16 protein-coding genes are annotated in these 17902 nt (G+C 61.5%); 8 read left to right on the forward strand and 8 right to left on the reverse strand.

Annotated features, from left to right (window positions below; all coding sequences use genetic code 11):
* Positions 1-83: 83 nt before the first annotated feature.
* The 4 genes from J3P96_RS22580 to J3P96_RS22595 all read right to left on the reverse strand — a co-directional run bounded on the left by J3P96_RS22580 (position 84) and on the right by J3P96_RS22595 (position 4540).
* Positions 84-1607 (reverse strand): glucosyltransferase domain-containing protein, encoded by a 1524-nt coding sequence (locus J3P96_RS22580; protein ID WP_434653562.1) that lies wholly within the window; start codon positions 1605-1607, stop codon positions 84-86.
* Entirely contained in the window at positions 1604-2554 is a 951-nt protein-coding gene (locus J3P96_RS22585) for a glycosyltransferase family 2 protein (RefSeq protein ID WP_434653563.1), read from the reverse strand. Before J3P96_RS22585 ends, J3P96_RS22580 begins: the two co-directional genes overlap by 4 nt.
* Positions 2551-2925, reverse strand: coding sequence for a GtrA family protein (locus J3P96_RS22590; RefSeq protein ID WP_434653564.1), 375 nt, complete (start codon positions 2923-2925; stop codon positions 2551-2553). Before J3P96_RS22590 ends, J3P96_RS22585 begins: the two co-directional genes overlap by 4 nt.
* Before the next feature lie 193 nt (positions 2926-3118).
* Positions 3119-4540: an amino acid permease gene (locus J3P96_RS22595; RefSeq protein ID WP_434653565.1), complete on the reverse strand. Its 1422-nt coding sequence runs from the start codon at positions 4538-4540 to the stop codon at positions 3119-3121.
* 552 nt (positions 4541-5092) lie between these two features.
* Here J3P96_RS22595 and J3P96_RS22600 point away from each other — a divergent pair.
* The 6 genes from J3P96_RS22600 (at position 5093) to purT (ending at position 12361) form a co-directional block, all read left to right on the forward strand.
* Complete coding sequence (locus J3P96_RS22600) at positions 5093-5554, forward strand: REP-associated tyrosine transposase (RefSeq protein WP_434653566.1); 462 nt, start codon at positions 5093-5095, stop codon at positions 5552-5554.
* A 224-nt stretch (positions 5555-5778) separates the two neighbouring features.
* On the forward strand, positions 5779-8886 hold the full coding sequence (locus tag J3P96_RS22605; RefSeq protein ID WP_434653567.1) for a transglycosylase domain-containing protein: 3108 nt from the start codon (positions 5779-5781) through the stop codon (positions 8884-8886).
* A 150-nt stretch (positions 8887-9036) separates the two neighbouring features.
* Positions 9037-9606 (forward strand): PadR family transcriptional regulator, encoded by a 570-nt coding sequence (locus J3P96_RS22610; protein WP_434653568.1) that lies wholly within the window; start codon positions 9037-9039, stop codon positions 9604-9606.
* 4 nt (positions 9607-9610) lie between these two features.
* A complete protein-coding gene (locus tag J3P96_RS22615; RefSeq protein WP_434653569.1) occupies positions 9611-10396 on the forward strand; it encodes a siderophore-interacting protein in 786 nt (261 codons plus the stop codon).
* Between the two features lie 225 nt (positions 10397-10621).
* The gene (locus J3P96_RS22620) at positions 10622-11089 is read left to right on the forward strand and encodes a preQ0 transporter (protein ID WP_434653570.1); all 468 of its coding nucleotides are present in this window, start codon (positions 10622-10624) and stop codon (positions 11087-11089) included.
* A 90-nt stretch (positions 11090-11179) separates the two neighbouring features.
* Positions 11180-12361: a formate-dependent phosphoribosylglycinamide formyltransferase gene (gene purT / locus J3P96_RS22625; RefSeq protein WP_230151134.1), complete on the forward strand. Its 1182-nt coding sequence runs from the start codon at positions 11180-11182 to the stop codon at positions 12359-12361.
* A 211-nt stretch (positions 12362-12572) separates the two neighbouring features.
* Here purT and J3P96_RS22630 read toward each other — a convergent pair whose 3' ends face one another.
* Complete coding sequence (locus tag J3P96_RS22630) at positions 12573-14987, reverse strand: glucose/quinate/shikimate family membrane-bound PQQ-dependent dehydrogenase (protein ID WP_434653571.1); 2415 nt, start codon at positions 14985-14987, stop codon at positions 12573-12575.
* 507 nt (positions 14988-15494) lie between these two features.
* Between J3P96_RS22630 and J3P96_RS22635 the strand changes: the two genes are divergently transcribed.
* Together J3P96_RS22635 and J3P96_RS22640 are read left to right on the forward strand one after the other, a co-directional pair.
* Entirely contained in the window at positions 15495-15725 is a 231-nt protein-coding gene (locus J3P96_RS22635; RefSeq protein ID WP_434569681.1) for a VF530 family DNA-binding protein, read from the forward strand.
* A 42-nt stretch (positions 15726-15767) separates the two neighbouring features.
* Positions 15768-16376 carry a Pr6Pr family membrane protein gene (locus tag J3P96_RS22640; protein ID WP_434653572.1) on the forward strand — a complete coding sequence of 203 codons (609 nt, stop codon included), beginning with the start codon at positions 15768-15770 and terminating at the stop codon, positions 16374-16376.
* 158 nt (positions 16377-16534) lie between these two features.
* Here the strand turns inward: J3P96_RS22640 and J3P96_RS22645 are convergent, their stop codons facing one another.
* From J3P96_RS22645 to J3P96_RS22655, 3 genes are read right to left on the reverse strand one after another with little or no spacing between them, the layout of a single operon-like run.
* On the reverse strand, positions 16535-16744 hold the full coding sequence (locus J3P96_RS22645) for a DUF1289 domain-containing protein (RefSeq protein ID WP_434569683.1): 210 nt from the start codon (positions 16742-16744) through the stop codon (positions 16535-16537).
* Positions 16741-17265 carry a gamma carbonic anhydrase family protein gene (locus J3P96_RS22650; RefSeq protein ID WP_434602906.1) on the reverse strand — a complete coding sequence of 175 codons (525 nt, stop codon included), beginning with the start codon at positions 17263-17265 and terminating at the stop codon, positions 16741-16743. The genes J3P96_RS22645 and J3P96_RS22650 overlap by 4 nt, the downstream gene beginning before the upstream one ends.
* 16 nt (positions 17266-17281) lie before the next feature.
* Positions 17282-17881, reverse strand: coding sequence for a CoA pyrophosphatase (locus J3P96_RS22655; protein ID WP_305496529.1), 600 nt, complete (start codon positions 17879-17881; stop codon positions 17282-17284).
* Positions 17882-17902: the final 21 nt, after the last annotated feature.

Genomic DNA, 17902 nt, shown 5'->3' on the forward strand with positions numbered 1-17902 from the left:
TGCAGATGCGCACAAACACCTGTGGCGAGGAGATTCATCCCCGCTGGGCTGCGCAGCAACCCCAAGGCAGCCGCCGCGGACGTTCAGCGACACCGCTCGATATCAACCATCAAACACAACTTGGGCGCCACATCAGGATCACCCTGCGGTTTTTTCATGAAGATGTAGCCGCTGTCATTGATGACAAACAGGTCATAAAACCCAGTAGACACCACCGGCAGGAAATCCCCGCGCCGGATCGATGCAACCACTTCTGCATCCTTGGCGAGATACACGTTGGTGATGCCCGCTCGCGGCAAGCTTTCCGGCAGTAATACGTAGCCCACGCCAAGCACATACCGTTGAGCCGGCATCGCCGCGAACAATCCGCTGGCGGCCGGGAGCCAGTTGGCTTTCAGTTCCGGGACCATGTAGAGACGGCTTTTATCGCGCAGCGGCGAATGGTTGATGTCATAAGCCAGCGAAGCCAGCACCACGGTTTCCTGTTCCTTTTGCAGCGACAGGGCACGGCCGTGTCCGAAGGAGAATGACAACATCGCCAACAACGGAATCAGCAAGACCAGTCCCAGGCCTGCATGGACACGGGTGAGTATCTGCTGACTCAGAAAGAACATCAGCAACAGCAACGCCGAAAAAGCCACCAGCGTCCTGGCACCGTAATTGAATTCAACGAAGAACAGCGTGATGCCCGGGATGCAGAACAAGAGCGTTGGAAGGGCCAACACATAAAGGAACGACAACAGTGCTTTTCGCCAAAGCAGGTCTGGGCGCCGGAACAACCCGATGCCTGCCCATGCGAACCCGACCAGCATGAGCAACGCACCGCTCCAGACCCAAGGTCGGGCCCCTTCAACCAGCAGATGCGCAAGAAAAAAAAGCCGGTTGCCCATTTCCATCAGACTGCTGGCTTGCAGCGGCAACAACGCCTGACGCGCTCCGGTCATCAGTTGATAAGCCGTGACGTAATAGACCAATACGCCGCCGACAATGACCAGAAGCTTGCGCGTAATGAACCGCAGTAGTTGCTCCGACGGCTCGCCCTCCCACACCCGTCTGATCACATCGACACAACACATGGCGATAAAAAAACCGATGAGCACTTGATAGATCGCGAGGGCCACGGCCAGTAACAATGCCGGTATCCATACGTCTCGCCAGGCCCTGTCGTTGGACCAGATGAGGGCGTAAACAAGCGCTACCAGTCCCAATGCCATCACCGGCCCGTCATAGTGGTAGGACAGGTTCTGCAAGAAGAACGGGTTGTACCAGATCGGCAGGACGACCAGGCAATGAACAAACGTCGGCCGTTTGAAATAAAAAAACGTCAGCGACCTCAATGCAAACGAGATGCCCGCGGTGGCGATGAACAATGGCAAGGGAAACAGATCCGGCGCTTTCGAACCAAACGAAAGTGCGTTGTAGAACAGCTCGATGACAACCCGCCCTTCCTCGCGCCAGCCCTCGCCCGCCACCAGCGCCCGCCAGTTATCGTCGTTGTAGAAATAATCAGCCTGAACCAGGGGAAAGATATGAAGAAAGCTGGCCGCCAGGAAAAACAGCAGCACCTCCCGTGGCGTCATTACCTTGGCCCACTGGGACTGGCTCACGGTTCATCTCGCATCTTGGGTCGTCCGCCCTGGATCATTTCCTTGATGACATACCGAGGCCGATGTTTCGTCTCCAGATAAATGCGCCCGATGTATTCACCCAACACGCCAATCCCGATCAGTTGCACGCCGCCCAGGAACAGTATCGCGGTCATCAGCGATGGATAACCGGGCAGATCGTTCCCGAAGATCCACTTGTCCAGAATCAGATAGGCGGCATACAGCAACGAAACCAACGAAATGCAAGTGCCGACGTAAGTCCACAACCGTAAAGGCACGGTGCTGAACGAAGTGATGCCTTCGAGTGCCAGGTTCCACAACTTCCAGCCGTTGAACTTGCTGTTGCCAGCGGCGCGGCCGGCGCGGTCGTATTCGATGATGACGGTGTTGAAACCGGCCCACGACAGAACGCCTTTCATGAACAACTGATATTCGGGAAGGGTCTTGATGACCTCCACGACCTTGCGGTCCATCAGGCGAAAGTCGCCCACGTTCTGTTCAATGTGCGGGTAGGCAATCCGATTGAGCAGGCGGTAGAACAACGCCGCCCCGCGCCGCTTCAGGTAACTGTCGGATGAACGATTACGACGCTTGGCCAGCACCACTTCGGCGCCTTTGTGCCATTGCTCGATCATCCGGGGGATGACGTCGATGGGATCCTGCAGATCCACGTCCATCGGGATCACCACATCACCGCTGGCGTGTTCGATCCCGGCAAACAAGGCCGGCTCCTTGCCAAAATTACGCGAGAAGTCGATCAACACAACCTGGCTGTCCGCCAACGCTATCTCACGCGCCAGTGCGGCAGTCTGGTCGCTGCTGCCATCGTTGATGAAAACAATCTCGACGCTATGGTCCTGGAGCTGCGGATGCTCGCGGACACTTTGGTAGAACAGGCCGATGGCCTGCTCTTCGTTGTACACCGGAACGATCAGCGAAATCTTCATGGACGAGGTCCGCGAAACACGACAAACCGGGAAAACAGAAAACCGAACACCAGGCTTAACAGCGAGAACGCCGCGACGGTCAGCAGGCCATGCAACTGCCAGCGATCCCCAAGATGCCCGACGATGAAACTAAGGGCGCCCATGACACACAGGAACAGCATATAACCTGGCACCGAGAGCTTGGCCTCGAAGGTATAAAGCGCATTGGCATAAAAGGAAAATGTCGCGGCGAGGCAAAAAGCGATGAAGTTACTCGTCGACTGATCGAAGTCGAACGCCACGCGCAGCACAAAGAACACCTGCCAGTGGATCAGCGTGTTGGCCAATCCGACGAGCGAATAGCTGAAAAAACCATTCCATATCGCTTTCATGCTCCCTCCAACGGTCAGTGCCGCCGGACATGACGTCCAACGCCTTAAACACGCGGTCTTGCGTTAGAAATAACAGGAGCGAGACAGTTCAGGAAAACGCTTCGGCAGTTGCCGCGAGGCGGGGGTCAGGTTTCTTCGAGCCCATGAAAAAGCCCCGGTCATTCGGCCGGGGCTTTCTTCGACAGTGCCGGGCTTACGATGCGGAACGCATCGAACCCTGCACCTGTTCCTTCGGCTGCAACTTGAACGTGTAGAACAACACTGTCAGCAGCACCAGGAACGCCGGGCCGATATACAGCGCCACACGCGTGTCGGGGAAGTACGCCATCAGGCCCACCACCAGCACCAGGAATGCCAGCGCCAGGTACGAGCTGACCGGGTACAACCACATGCGGTACTTCAACGCCGCACGCTCGGACGCGCTCAGGCCTCTGCGGAATTTCAGCTGGGCCAGCAGGATCATCACCCAGGTCCAGATCGCGCCGAAGGTGGCGATGGAAGTGACCCAGACGAAGACTTTCTCCGGTACCAGGTAATTGAGCAGCACGCCCAGCAGCAGCGCGGCGATCGATAACAGCAACGCTCGGCGCGGCACGCCGTTGCTCGAGGTCTTGGCGAAACCGGCCGGGGCCTGGCCGTTCTGCGCCAGGCTGTAGAGCATGCGACCGGTGCTGAAGATCCCGCCGTTGCAGGACGACAAGGCGGCGGTGATCACCACGAAGTTGATGATGCCGGCGGCGGTCTTGATGCCCAGGCGCTCGAAGGTCATCACGAACGGGCTGCCCTGGGTGCCGATTTCGTTCCACGGGTAGATCGACAGGATCACGAACAACGCACCGACGTAGAACAGCAGGATCCGCCAGAACACCGAACCGATGGCGTTGGGGATGGTTTTCTGCGGGTTGCGCGCTTCACCGGCGGTCAGGCCGATCATCTCGACGCCCAGGTAGGCGAACATCACCATTTGCAGAGACATCAACACGCCGGACACGCCGTTGGGCATGAAGCCGCCGTGGGTCCACAGGTTGGAAATGCCCAGGGCCACGCCATCGTTGCCGAACCCGAAGGCGATGATGCCGACGCCGCCGATGACCATGGCGATGATCGTCACGATCTTGATCAGGGCGAACCAGAACTCGAACTCACCAAAGGCCTTGACCGCGATCAGGTTGATCGAGCCCATGCTGACCAGTGCGGCCAACGCCCAGATCCAGCGGGGCACATCGGGGAACCAGATGCCCATGTACACCGCCACCGCGGTGATCTCCGCCACACAGGTCACCAGCCAGAGGAACCAGTAGTTCCAACCGGTCAGGAAGCCTGCCAGCGGGCCGAGGTAATCCTGGGCATAACGGCTAAACGAACCGGCCACCGGGTTATGTACGGCCATCTCGCCGAGGGCGCGCATGATCACCAGGATCGCCAGGCCACCAATGATGTAGGACAGCATGATCGCCGGGCCGGCCATTTCGATGGCCTTGGCCGAACCGAGGAACAGCCCGACACCGATGCAGGCGCCGAGCGCCATCAAGCGGATATGCCGCTCGCCGAGCTCACGTTTGAGCGGACCACCCTGAGCGGTCTCGCCATGGGGCAGAGGATTGCCGACTGGCATAGGGATACAACCTCGTCTTGTTATTGGATTAACCACCGAGTCTCCAAGGCCACAGGCGGATAAGCCTGCAACCTTGCCGAAACCGGGCCTGCCTCGTGGGCAGACCGTCCTGTAGGACAAGTCCTCAAGATCAGCGGGTCGTGCAGTATAAAAAGCAGAGAACAGAGAGTTTCACTGTAAAACCCGGAAAATTCAGGGATATGCCGCAGTAAAAACCGTCTTTAAGGAGAGGCGTTATCTACAGTTACAGCGGTTCAAGGAACGCCGCAAGTATTGCACAGTGATGGTGCAGGGTCATGCGTTGGCGCAGGCGATGGCTCTAGCACAATACTTTCAGCCTACGCCTCGTGGCGAGGGAGCTTGCTCCCGCTGGGTGGCGAAGCCGCCCTCGCTTTTCAGCTTGAAAGCTTGCGGCTGCTGCGCAACCGAGCGGGAGCAAGCTCCCTCGCCACGGGACTACGTTGTTTTCGGAAAAGTCGCTCAGTCATCAACGCGTCGGGTCGGAACGAGCGAAGCTACCGTAATAGTTACTCCAGTCAAAGGAAGCACGGAATGCATCCTCAACGTCCAAACTCTCATCGTCTTCGCCACGGACGCTCTTCGGATCCGGGGCGAGGTTACCTCGTCACTACGGTAGTCCACCGACGCGCACCTCTCTTCAACGACTTGCAGTTAGGCCGGTTGCTGGTTGCGGAAATGCGTTTGGCGCATGAGCAATGTCAGGTCAATTCTCTCGCCTGGGTCGTGATGCCGGATCATCTGCATTGGTTGGTACAGCTGGAGCAAGCCCGGCTGTCTGAAGTGATGCAAGGGGTCAAGTCTCGCAGCACCCTTGCGATCAATCGAGCCACGGGCCGGAAGGGCGCCTTCTGGCAAAACGGGTTTCACGACAAGGCAATCCGGGACAATCAGGATTTGCGGCCCTGCGCCCGCTACATTATCGCCAATCCCCTTCGCGCCGGCTTGGTAACACGCGTTGGTGATTACCCTCTCTGGGATGCGATATGGCTCTAACCGCCTTTGTGGCGAGGGAGCTTGCTCCCGCTGGGGGGCGAAGCCGCCCTCGCTTTCAGCTTTTGAAAGCTTGCGGCTGCTGCGCAACCGAGCGGGAGCAAGCTCCCTCGCCACACAAGCCTCAGTTGCCTTGAGCTGACCGCCACAATTTCCCTCCCCCCACGCCAACCACCGTCTAAGCTTCAAGCAAGTCCGATCAATCTGCGTGAATGGATCAGTCGACTATGGGCGCTTTGTGGCAAACCGATTCGAATAAACCTGTGGTCCCGACTGAACGTATGGAAGAAGCGCCTTTACCCCCGAAAAAACGCCGCGCACGGCATGGCTGGCGGGCGTTCTGGTTGTTGTTGCTGATTATCGTCGTGGTGGTCGGCTTTGCCGTGGCCAAGGAGATGCGCACGTCCCGGTTCCAGGCCCGGGAGATCAGCAAGTACGCCGCGTCCTTGACCTATTCGGTGCAACCGGGGCCCAGCGACGCCATCGTCTACCCTGGCGCGGGTCCGTTCGACCGGCGATTGGGCTACAGCTCGCTGGGGGAGTTCCTGCCACGACTGATCAAGCGCGACTATGTGATCCAGGCCCAGGCCCGTTTCTCCCCAGAGCTGACGGACTATGTCGATAAAGGCCTGTTCGTGCCCTACGCGGAAAAGATCCAGGCCGGACTGACCATCACCGATTGCCGCGCAGCGCCGGTGTATCAGTTCAAATACCCGCAACAGCTGTACGCCAGTTTCGACGCCATCCCACCGCTCGTGGTGCAGAGCCTGCTGTTCATCGAGAACCGCTTCCTGCTCGATCCCAAGCAGCCGCTGGCTAACCCGGCGGTGGACTGGCCGCGTTTCGGCATGGCGGCCTGGTCGCAAGTGGCCAAGTTGCTGAGCTTGCCCGGCCAGTCGGCGGGCGGCAGCACATTGGCGACGCAGTTGGAGAAGTACCGGCACTCCCCCGAGGGCCTGACCGTGTCGGGGGCGGAGAAGATCCGCCAGATGATTTCCGCCAGCGTGCGCGCCTACCAGGCCGGCCCGCAAACCCTCGAGGCCCGCCAGCGGGTCATCCGCGACTACCTCAACAGCGTGCCGCTTTCCGCTGTTCCGGGTCATGGCGAAGTCCATGGCATGGCGGAAGGACTGAGGGTCTGGTACGGCGCCGATTTCAACAAGGCCAACGAGCGCCTGTTCAGCACCGCCACCGACCCCGAGAGCCTGGCGCAAAAAGGCCTGGCCCTGCGGGAAATGCTCTCGCTGATAATCGCCCAGCGGCGGCCTTCCCATTACCTATCGAAGGGCCACGATGAACTCGCTCGCCTGACTGACAGCCACATCCGGCTGTTGGCGCAGAACGGCGTGATCGATGCGGCCCTGGCCGAGGCCGCCCTGGCGAGCAAAGTCAGTTATCGCGACTGGGTGCAGCAGCCGACGATCCAGCCCAACGAAACCAACAAGGGCATCAGCGCCGCCCGCAGTCGTCTCGCCACGCTGCTCAATCGTCCGCTGTACGACCTTGATCGCCTCGACCTGTCGGCCACCAGCACCTTGCAAAGCGAATTGCAGGCCCAGGCCACCGAGTACCTCAAGCGATTGGCCGACCCGGCGTTCGCCGCCGAGATCGGCCTGATGGGAGAGCGCCTGCTGACCCCCACCAGCACCACGCAGGTGCGCTACAGCTTTACCCTGCTGGAACTGACGCCGGACGGTTCGCGTGTGCGGGTACAGACCGACAGCACCGACCAGCCCTTCGACATCAACGAGGGCAGCAAGCTGGAACTGGGCTCCACCGCCAAGTTGCGGGTGCTGACCACCTACCTGCAGATCATCGCCGAATTGCACGAGCGCTACGCCCAACAGACCCCGGCACAACTGAAGAAAACCGAGATCGCCGACCAGGACCGCCTCTCGCGCTGGGCGGTGGACTACCTGATTGAAAACACCGACCGCAGCCTGCCGAAAATGCTCGAAGCGGCACTCGACCGCACCTACTCTGCCAGCCCCGGCGAGGCATTTTTCACCGGTGGCGGACTGCACACCTTTCACAACTTTCGCAGGGAAGACGACGGTCGCCTGCCGACCCTGCGCGACGCCCTGCGCGAATCGATCAACCTGCCGTTCATTCGCCTGATGCGCGACCTGGTGCGCTACGCCACCTATGCCGGTCCCAACAACAGCTCCGAACTGCTCAAGGATGACAAGGACCCGCGCCGCCAGGAATACCTGGCCCAGTTCGCCGATCGCGAAGGCACCTCGTTCCTGCTCAGGTTCTGGAAGAAATACCAGAAAAAGGACACCGCCCAGCGCCTCGAAACCTTCCTCGACGGCATGCGTCCCACCGCGATCCGCCTCGCCGCCGTGCACCGCTATTTCTTTCCCAACGACAGCCAGGAGAGTTTCAACCGCTTCGTACGCGCCCATCTGAAAAACGCCAAGAGCGCCGAAAAGCTCACCGACGAGCGTCTGCAGCGGCTCTACCAAAGCTACGGCCCCGGCGCCTATGACCTGCCGGACCAAGGCTTCATCGCCAAGGTCCATCCACTGGACCTGTGGTTGGTGGGCTACCTGCTCAACAACCCCGACGCCAAGTTCAGCCAGATCGTCAAGGCCAGCCAGTTCGAGCGCCAGGAGGTCTACAGCTGGCTGTTCAAGAGCCGGCACAAGAGCGCCCGCGACAGCCGCATCCGCACCATGCTGGAGGTCGAAGCCTTCCTGGATATCCATCAGCGCTGGCAGCAAGTCGGTTATCCGTTCGACCACCTGGTGCCGTCGCTTGCCACTGCGATCGGCAGCTCCGGCGACCGCCCCGCCGCCCTCGCGGAACTGGTAGGGACCATTCTCAACGACGGCATCCGCCAACCGGCGCTGCGTGTCGACAGCCTGCAATTTGCCGTCGACACGCCCTACGAAACGCGGCTGGTCAGCGATCCGGACAACGGCAAGCGGGTGATGCCGGTGGAAGTGGCCCGGGCCTTGCGCGGCGCCCTGTCGCAAGTGGTGGACGCCGGCACCGCGAAACGTGTCGCGGGCAGTTTCAAACTGGCCGACGGCACGCCGCTGGCCATGGGCGGCAAGACCGGCACTGGCGACAACCGCATCGAAGCCGTTGGCTCAGGCGGACGGGTGATCAGTTCCAAATCGATCAACCGCACCGCCACGTTCGTGTTCTACATCGGCGACAGCCATTTCGGCACCCTGACCGCCTTCGTCCCGGGCGCCTCGGCACAGAACTTCAAGTTCACCTCGGCCTTGCCGGTACAGGTGCTCAAGGGCATGGCGCCGTTTCTCTCGGCCTATTTGCAACCGGGCAGCCACACCCAATGTCAGCCATTGGTGACGAGCCGCTGAGCAACCGCCATTTCAGCTTCTGATAACCCATCGCGCTCAACGCTGCGCCGTCGGGCGAATCCGGCTGCTCGTCGGATTTATAAAAATCATGCGTGCATCGCCTAAAGATATATCTTACGTTCTATCTTAAGAATTTCTGAGGACAGACCGATGAGAGACCCATATTCCCACCCTCACCGCGAACACGCCGCCCACGACGGCTTCGACAAACGTGCGGCAAGCCGTGAGCGCGGCGGTCGCGGGCCGCGTGTTTTCGCCGCGGGCGACCTGAAACTGCTGTTGTTGGCGCTGATTGCCGAACAACCCTGCCACGGCTATGACCTGATCCGCCGGATCGAAAGCATGTTCGACGGCGCCTACAGCCCCAGTCCCGGCGTGATCTATCCGACCCTGACCTTCCTCGAAGAAAGCGAAATGATCAGCGGCGATGCCGATGGCGGGAAAAAACGCTACAGCGTCACCGATGCCGGACGTCTATCCCTTGAAGACCAGGCCGTGGCGCTGGACGGCGTACGGATGCGCATCGAAGTCAGCAAGCGTTCGCTGCGCGGCCAGGACCGGCCGCCGGAAATCCACGAGGCGGTCCACAACCTGCGCCACGCCTTGCAGATGCACCATGGTCGCTGGAGCCCGGAAGAGATCCTGCGGGTACGCGACCTGCTCAACGACACCGCCAAAGCCATTGTCGACGGCCCTCGCCGTCCAACCGTTTCGGAGTAAAAGCATGACTGAAGTCGATCCAGACACCATCCACCGCGTCAGCCACGAAATCAAACGCCGCCGCCTGCAAGTGCTGCGGGTGCAAGACCTGACACCACGCATGCGCCGCATCACCGTCGGCGGACCGGAACTGGCGGGGTTCGTCAGCCTCGGCACGGACGATCACGTGAAGTTGCTGTTCCCGCAGAACGCCGAAGAACACGCCGCCCTGGAAAACTTCAACCCCGGCGCCGGCAAGGCCCAGGGCCCGATGCCCGAGATGCGCGACTACACCCCGCGCCGCTACGACCTGGATGCCCTGGAGCTGGAGATCGATTTCGTCCTCCACGGCGACGGCCCTGCTTCAACCTGGGCGGCCCAGGCGGCGCCCGGGCAGTACCTGAACATCGCCGGGCCACGGGGCTCGATGATCGTGCCGGATATTTTCGACAGCTACTTGCTGATCGGCGACGAAACCGCCCTGCCCGCCATCGCCCGACGTCTCGAAGGCCTGGCACCCAACCGGCGGGCACTGGTGGTGGTGGAAGTGGAAAACGGCGCCGAACAGCAGATCCTTCACAGCCCGGCCCAGGTGCAAGTGATCTGGGTACTGCGCGAAGGCCACCGCGACAGCCTGCTTCGCACCGTCCAGCAGTTGGAAATGCCCGGTGGCAAGCTGTACGCCTGGGTCGCGACCGAGAGCAAAGTGTCGCGGCAGATTCGCAAAGTGTTGCTGGAGGAGAAAGGGCTGGACCAGGATTTCATCAAGGCGGTGGGGTATTGGAAGCTTGATGACAATGAGGAGGATTGAGGGTCTGGCGGCGCTGAAGTAACCTTTACCCATTGACTGAACACAACCTCTGTGGCGAGGGAGCTTGCTCCCGCTGGGCTGCGCAGCAGACCCAAAACCTGACAACTCGGTGGATCAGATAAATCGAGGTGACTGCTTTGGGGGCTGCTTCGCAGCCCAGCGGGAGCAAGCTCCCTCGCCACGGAGTCGTTACCCCGACATCCAACCCACCAGGTACCCCGCCCCATGCTTTTCCTGATCGCCTACATCGGCAGCGTCGTGCTGATCAACTTCGCGTTCTCCGCCGCGCCGCACCTGGACATCATCTGGTCGGCCTGGGGTGGCCTGGTGTTCGTCCTGCGCGACATGGTGCAGACCCGCTTCGGCCATGGTGCCATTGCGGCGATGCTGGTGGCGCTGGTGCTGTCCTACGTCACCTCCGACCCAACCATCGCCCTGGCCAGCGCCACGGCATTCGCAGTGTCCGAATGCATCGACTGGCTGGTGTTCACCATCACCCGGCGCCCACTACACGACCGATTGTGGATCAGCTCGGCCCTGAGTATTCCGCTGGATACCTTCATCTTTTTCGGCCTGATCGACGCCCTCACGCCAGGCGTGGTCATCACCGCCCTGCTGTCGAAATTCGCCGGGGTCACGGCCGTCTGGCTGATCATGGCCTGGCGTCTGCGCAAACAGGCCGTCGCCGGCTGACGCGGTTCATGTAAAATGCCGCGCTTTCTCCCCATGGGAAGCTCGCCCGGCGCGCGCCCCGATGATCCGCTCCTGTTTGAGGACCTTCAGATGACCCGTATCGGAACCCCATTGTCGCCCACCGCGACCCGCGTTTTGTTGTGTGGCAGCGGTGAGCTGGGCAAGGAAGTGGTAATCGAACTGCAGCGCCTGGGCGTTGAAGTGATTGCCGTGGATCGCTACGCCAACGCGCCGGCCATGCAAGTGGCCCACCGCAGCCACGTGATCAACATGCTCGACGGCGCGGCCCTGCGCGCAGTGATCGAGGCCGAGAAGCCGCACTACATCGTGCCGGAAATCGAAGCCATCGCCACCGCGACCCTGGTGGAACTGGAAGCCGAAGGCTTCACCGTGATCCCTACCGCCCGCGCCGCGCAACTGACCATGAACCGCGAAGGCATCCGCCGCCTGGCCGCCGAAGAACTCGGCCTGCCGACCTCGCCGTACTTCTTCGCCGACACCGTGGAAGACTACCGCAAGGCCGTCGAGACCCTGGGCTTCCCATGCGTGGTCAAGCCGGTGATGAGTTCCTCGGGCAAGGGCCAGAGCCTGCTGCGCAGTGCCGATGACGTGCAGAAAGCCTGGGACTACGCCCAGGAAGGCGGCCGCGCCGGCAAGGGCCGGGTGATCATCGAAGGCTTCATCGACTTCGACTACGAAATCACCCTGCTTACCGTGCGCCACGTCGGCGGCACCACGTTCTGCGCACCGGTCGGTCACCGTCAGGAAAAGGGCGACTATCAGGAATCCTGGCAGCCACAGGCCATGAGCCCGGTGGCCCTGGCCGAATCCGAGCGCGTCGCCAAGGCAGTGACCGAGGCCTTGGGTGGTCGTGGACTGTTTGGCGTCGAACTGTTCATCAAGGGTGACCAGGTGTGGTTCAGCGAAGTCTCGCCGCGCCCGCACGATACCGGCCTGGTGACGCTGATCTCCCAGGACCTGTCGCAATTCGCCTTGCACGCCCGCGCCATTCTGGGTCTGCCAATTCCGCTGATCCGCCAGTTCGGCCCATCGGCTTCGGCGGTGATTCTGGTGGAAGGCCAGTCGACGCAGACCGCCTTCGCCAACCTCGGCGCCGCCCTGAGCGAACCGGACACCGCCCTGCGCCTGTTCGGCAAGCCGGAAGTCAACGGCCAACGCCGCCTGGGCGTAGCCCTGGCCCGCGACGAATCCATCGAAGCCGCCCGCGCCAAGGCAACCCGGGCTTCGCAGGCGGTCAAGATCGAACTCTGAAACCTCGTACATAAAACCCCGTGGCGAGGGAGCTTGCTCCCGCTGGGTTGCGAAGCAGCCCCCTTGCTTTGTCAGCCATCACACCGCAGGGGATGCTGACGCATCCAGCGGGAGCAAGCTCCCTCGCCACAAAAGCGGCTTGTGTTCAGACTCCGATACAAAAAAGGCGACACCCGCAAGGGTGTCGCCTTTTTCTTGGGCGCGGTTCTGCTTAATCCGGCAGCTTGTAGGCGATCACATAATCACCCTGCTTGGTCCCCAGCGAGCCATGGCCGCCGGCTACGACCAGCACGTATTGCTTGCCGTCCTTGCCGGTGTAGGTCATCGGCGTGGTCTGGGCGCCGGCGGGCAGGCGGCCTTCCCACAGCTGCTTGCCGTTCTTCACGTCATAGGCGCGCAGGTACTGGTCCAGCGTGCCGCTCAGGAACGCCAGGCCACTGGCGGTGGTGAACGTGCCGCCCAGGCTCGGAACGCCCATGCTCAGCGGGATCGGAACCGGCGAGCTGTCGCGCACGGTGCCGTTCTTGTGCTTCCACAGGGTTTTGTTGTTGGTCAGGTCGACGGCCGCCACATAACCCCAGGCCGGCGCCTGGCAAGGCAGGCCCATTGGCGAAAGCAGCGCCTCGAGGATTACGCCGTACGGCGCGCCCTTGTTCGGCTGCACGCCTTCGGTTTCGCTCTTGCGACCCGGACCACCCGCGACTTCCGCCGCCGGCACCAGTTTCGACTTGAACGCCATGTAGCTCGGGTTGACGAAAGCGATCTGGCGCACCGGATCCACCGAGATACCGCCCCAGTCGAACACACCGAAGTTGCCTGGATAGACGATCGAGCCCTGCAACGACGGCGGTGTGAACATGCCCTCATAGCGCAGCGACTTGAAGTCGATCCGGCACAGCATCTGGTCGAACGGGGTCACGCCCCACATGTCGCGTTCCTTAAGGACCGGCGGCACGAAGTTCAGGTCGGACATCGGTTGGGTCGGTGAAGTGAAGTCGCCTTCCACCGCGCCTTGCGGCACCGGGATCTCCTTGATCGGCACGATCGGCTGGCCGTTACTGCGGTCCAGCACGTAGATGCTGCCCTGCTTGGTCGAAGCCAGCACGGCCGGTTTCACGCCATCAGCAGTCTTGAGGTCCATCAGGGTCGGCTGGCCGCCGACGTCCATGTCCCACAGGTCGTGGTGGGTGAACTGGAAGTACCAGCGCACCTTGCCGGTGGTAATGTCCAGCGCGGTCAGGCCGGCAGCGTATTTTTCCGACTCGGGCGTGCGGAAACCACCGAACTGGTCGGGCGTCTGGTTGCCCATAGGGAGGTAGAGCATGCCGAGTTTTTCGTCGACGCTGAACATCGACCACATGTTTGGCGAATTGCGGGTGTAGGTCTGGCCTTCGGCAATCGGCGTGGTGTCGTCCGGGTTGCCGCTGTCCCAGTTCCATACCAGCTTGCCGGTGTGCACGTCGTAGGCACGGATTACACCGCTTGGCTCGTCAGTGGAAACGTTATCGGTGACGTGGCCGCCGATCACGACCAGGTTTTGGGTGACCGCCGGCGGCGAGGTGGAGTAGTAACCGCCGGCGGTGAAACCACCGATGTTGGCGGTCAGGTCGACCTGGCCCTTGTCGCCGAAGTCTTCGCACATCTTGCCGGTGTCGGCGTTGAGGGCGATCAGGCGGGTGTCGGCGGTTGGCAGGAAGATCCGCCGTGGGCATACGGTGCTGGCCGGCGTGGTGCTGGCGGTGCCGGTCGGGCTCTGCTCGGCCGAGGCGTACACGGCGTCATCGTGATAGCTCACGCCGCGGCAGGTCATGTGGGCCCAACCCTTGAAGTTTTCCGCATTCTGCGTGGAAAGCTTCGGATCGAAACGCCAGACTTCCTTGCCGGTTTCAGGCTCCAGCGCAATCACCTGGCTGTGCGGCGTGCACACGTAGAGCATGCCGTTGGCCTTGAGCGGGGTGTTTTCAGCGGTAGTCTCGCCCGGGTCGTTCGGCCCTGGCAGGTCACCGGTGCGGAACGTCCAGGCCTCCTTCAACTGGCCGACGTTCTGCGGGGTGATCTGCGCCAGCGGCGAATAACGGTCGCCGTGGGCGCTGCGGCCGTAGGAGTTCCAGTCCCCGTCCGGCATCGCCGGTGCGGTGTTGGCCATGCCCGGCACGCTGTCGCGGTCCAGTTGGCCCTTGATTTCACCCGGGTTGGTGAACTGGCTGGCGAGCGCGGCGATACCCGCGATGATCACCGCAGCGCCCAATGCGCGGGTGCCCATCGGCGACGCATCGGCAGTCAGCAACGGGCGGCGGAACCATGGCAGCAGCAACACGATGCCCAGGGCAAACAGCATCGCCAGGCGCGGCACCAGTTGCCACCAGTCCAGGCCCACTTCCCACAGGGCCCACACGGTACTGGCGAACAGCACCAGCGCGTACAGCCCCAACGCCGCACGGCGGGCCAGGATCAGCAGGACGCCGGTGAGCGCCAGGCCGATACCGGCAAGCAGGTAATACAGCGAGCCGCCGAGCGTGCTCAGCTTGATTCCCCCGGCCAACAGGGCCAGGCCCATCAACAGAAGCAGAATGCCGAGCAGGCTCGGTAGCAGACGGCTTCGACTCAAAGCACCCTCAGTGCTCATAGTGTGTATCTCCGTGACGTTTTAAAGAGTCCCGCGCAAGGTGTCACTTTAGATGACGATCCTGGCGGGGCATGGTTCAGTTGAAAAAAGCAAATTCGGTTGCCGCGATCCCCTGTGGGAGCGAGCTTGCTCGCGATGGCGGCGTGTCAGTCGGCTTCAATGTTTGCTCTGCAGTCGCTATCGCGAGCAAGCTCGCTCCCACAGGAACTCATTAAGACAGCGCTGTCTTTCAGGGTCAGGACATTGAGCGTTCTTTGGATCTTTCAATAGGAATAGCTGTAACGCAAAGGCTCTGGCGCGGCAGGAGAAGCGTTTCAGCTGGCTGCGCAAGGATAATGTTCTGTTACAAATAGAGAAAGCGCTTTTACCAACATGGATCCTTTCGGATTCGGTAACAGTCAAACGGGCTTCAACGACGCGGCCACTGCTTTCAAAGCGCGGCGCTTCCACCCGAACGGCACCTCGGCTAAGGTGCGCGGCATATCACTTACCTGGCGTACAGGCTTCATGACCGAACACAACGACAACCCACTGCACGGCGTGACGCTGGAGCAGATCCTCAATGCCCTGGTGCAGCACTACGAGTGGTCGGGCCTGGCCGAACGCATCGATATCCGCTGTTTCAAGAGCGACCCCAGCATCAAGTCGAGCCTGACCTTCCTGCGCAAGACGCCGTGGGCGCGGGAAAAAGTCGAGCGCCTGTACATCAAGCTGATGCGCACGAAACGGCCGGTCTGAGTCGTGGGCGTTGGAATTCCCCTGCGGCGCGGTTTCGTGTCGATGGCGGCACTGCTTGGCTGGGCGGGACTGAGCATCCAGTTGTATCTGATCTTGCTCGGGCGTTGGGAGCTGGGCGCGAGCCTGCTGGGCGGGCTGGTGAATTGCTTCAGTTTTTTCACGGTGCTGACCAACACGCTGGTGGCCGTGGTGCTGAGCTTTGAGCTGACCCACCGCGATTCAGCGGCGCGGCGCTGGTTCCTCGGGCCAGCGGTATGCAGCGGCATCGCCGTGAGCATTGCCCTGGTCGGCCTGGCCTACAGCCTGCTGCTGCGCCATCTCTGGCAACCCGAAGGCTGGCAGTTCATCGCCGACGAACTGCTGCACGACGTGATGCCCGTGCTGTTCATCGGCTACTGGTGGTTCTGCGTGCCCAAGGGCAGCTTGCACCTGCGCCACATCGGGCTGTGGATGCTTTATCCCTTGGTGTACTTCGGTTATATCCTGCTGCGTGGCAACCTGCTGGCGGCCTACCCCTACCCTTTCATTGATGTGGCGACTCTGGGTTATCCACAGGTACTGATCAACGCCGGGGGGATATTGGCGGGGTTTGTCGGGATCGCGCTGGGGGTGGTGGGATTGGATTGGTGGCTGGGGCGGCGGCCCCGCTAAGAATCACCGTGATTATTTGTGGCGAGGGGATTTATCCCCGCTGGGCTGCGTAGCAGCCCCTTTAAAAGGCTATGCGTTTTTCTTGACACCACTTGGAGCTTGATTTGGGGCTGCTGCGCAGGCCAGCGGGGATAAATCCCCTCGCCACAGTGAATACATCAAGGTTTTGCCGGCAACATCCAAACCAACCCACTGGCCTTGGCCCGTTCGTGACACAACGCCAGGACGCCGCGCCGCTCTTCATTGTCCATCCGGCTCCAGCGGGTGATTTCCGCCACCGTGCGCTGGCAGCCGGTGCAGATGTCGTCATCATCCAGCGCGCAGATATTCACGCAGGGCGAGGGAACCGGACGTTCAGCCGGGTTCATTGTTCTTGCTCGACCAAGTCGCGGGCATAACGCTGCGAGTTGTGCACATAGTGCGCCGCGCTGGCTTCGAGCATCTTCTTCTGGCCCTCGGTCAGCTCGCGCACGACCTTGCCCGGCGAGCCCATCACCAGCGAACCGTCGGGAATCTCCTTGCCTTCGCCAATCAGCGAGTTGGCGCCGATGATGCAATTCCTGCCGATCTTCGCGCCATTGAGGATCACCGCGTTAATGCCGATCAGGCTGTAGTCCCCCACCGTGCAGCCGTGGAGCATCGCGTTGTGGCCGATGGTCACGCCGGTGCCGATGGTCAGCGGAAAGCCCATGTCAGTGTGCATCACGGTGCCGTCCTGCACGTTGCTGTTCCTGCCGATCAGGATCAGTTCGTTGTCGCCGCGCAGCACGGCGTTGAACCAGACGTTGGCGCCTTCTTCGAGGCGAACCTTGCCCACCAGCGTGGCGTTGGGCGCGACCCAGCTCTGTGGGTGGGTTTCGACACGGGCATCGCCCAGGCGGTATTTCATGGAAGTCCTCGGGGCGTCAGGTATTGATGAAACTCTTGGGCGGTGTGTGCAGGTCGATACCCGCGTCGTACAGCAGGTTGACCAGCTCGACGATCATGATCGCCGTCAGGCCCCAGATCTTGTATTCGCCGAAGCGATAACTGGGCACGTACCAGCTGCGCCCCTGGTAATCGATGCGGTGGGTGTGTTCGCGCGGGTCCTTGCGGAAAAACTCCAGCGGCACGCTGAAGACCGCGGCGATCTCGGCATCGTTGGCCTGGTACTCGACGTAATCGGGAATCACCCCGACATAGGGGGTGACCTTGATGCCGTGTAGGGAAATCAGCGGGCTGAGAGGGCCGATCACTTCCACCAGGCCAGGCGGCAGGCCGATTTCCTCTTCGGCTTCGCGCAGGGCAGTGAAGATCAGGTCCGGGTCTTCCGGGTCGCGGCGCCCGCCGGGGAAAGCCACTTCGCCGCCGTGGGTCGAGAGCCCGCTGGCGCGCAAAGTCAGGACCAGTTCCGGCTCGTCGCTGCGGGTGATCGGCACCAGCACCGCCGCTTCAGGGAAACGCCGATCGGTCTCCAGATCGCGCGGCGTATGGTTGCTTACTCGATGCAGTAGCTCGTCCAGCATGAGACTTCTCGATTTATTCGC

Source organism: Pseudomonas sp. R3-56 (assembly GCF_051132075.1).
Lineage (GTDB): Bacteria > Pseudomonadota > Gammaproteobacteria > Pseudomonadales > Pseudomonadaceae > Aquipseudomonas.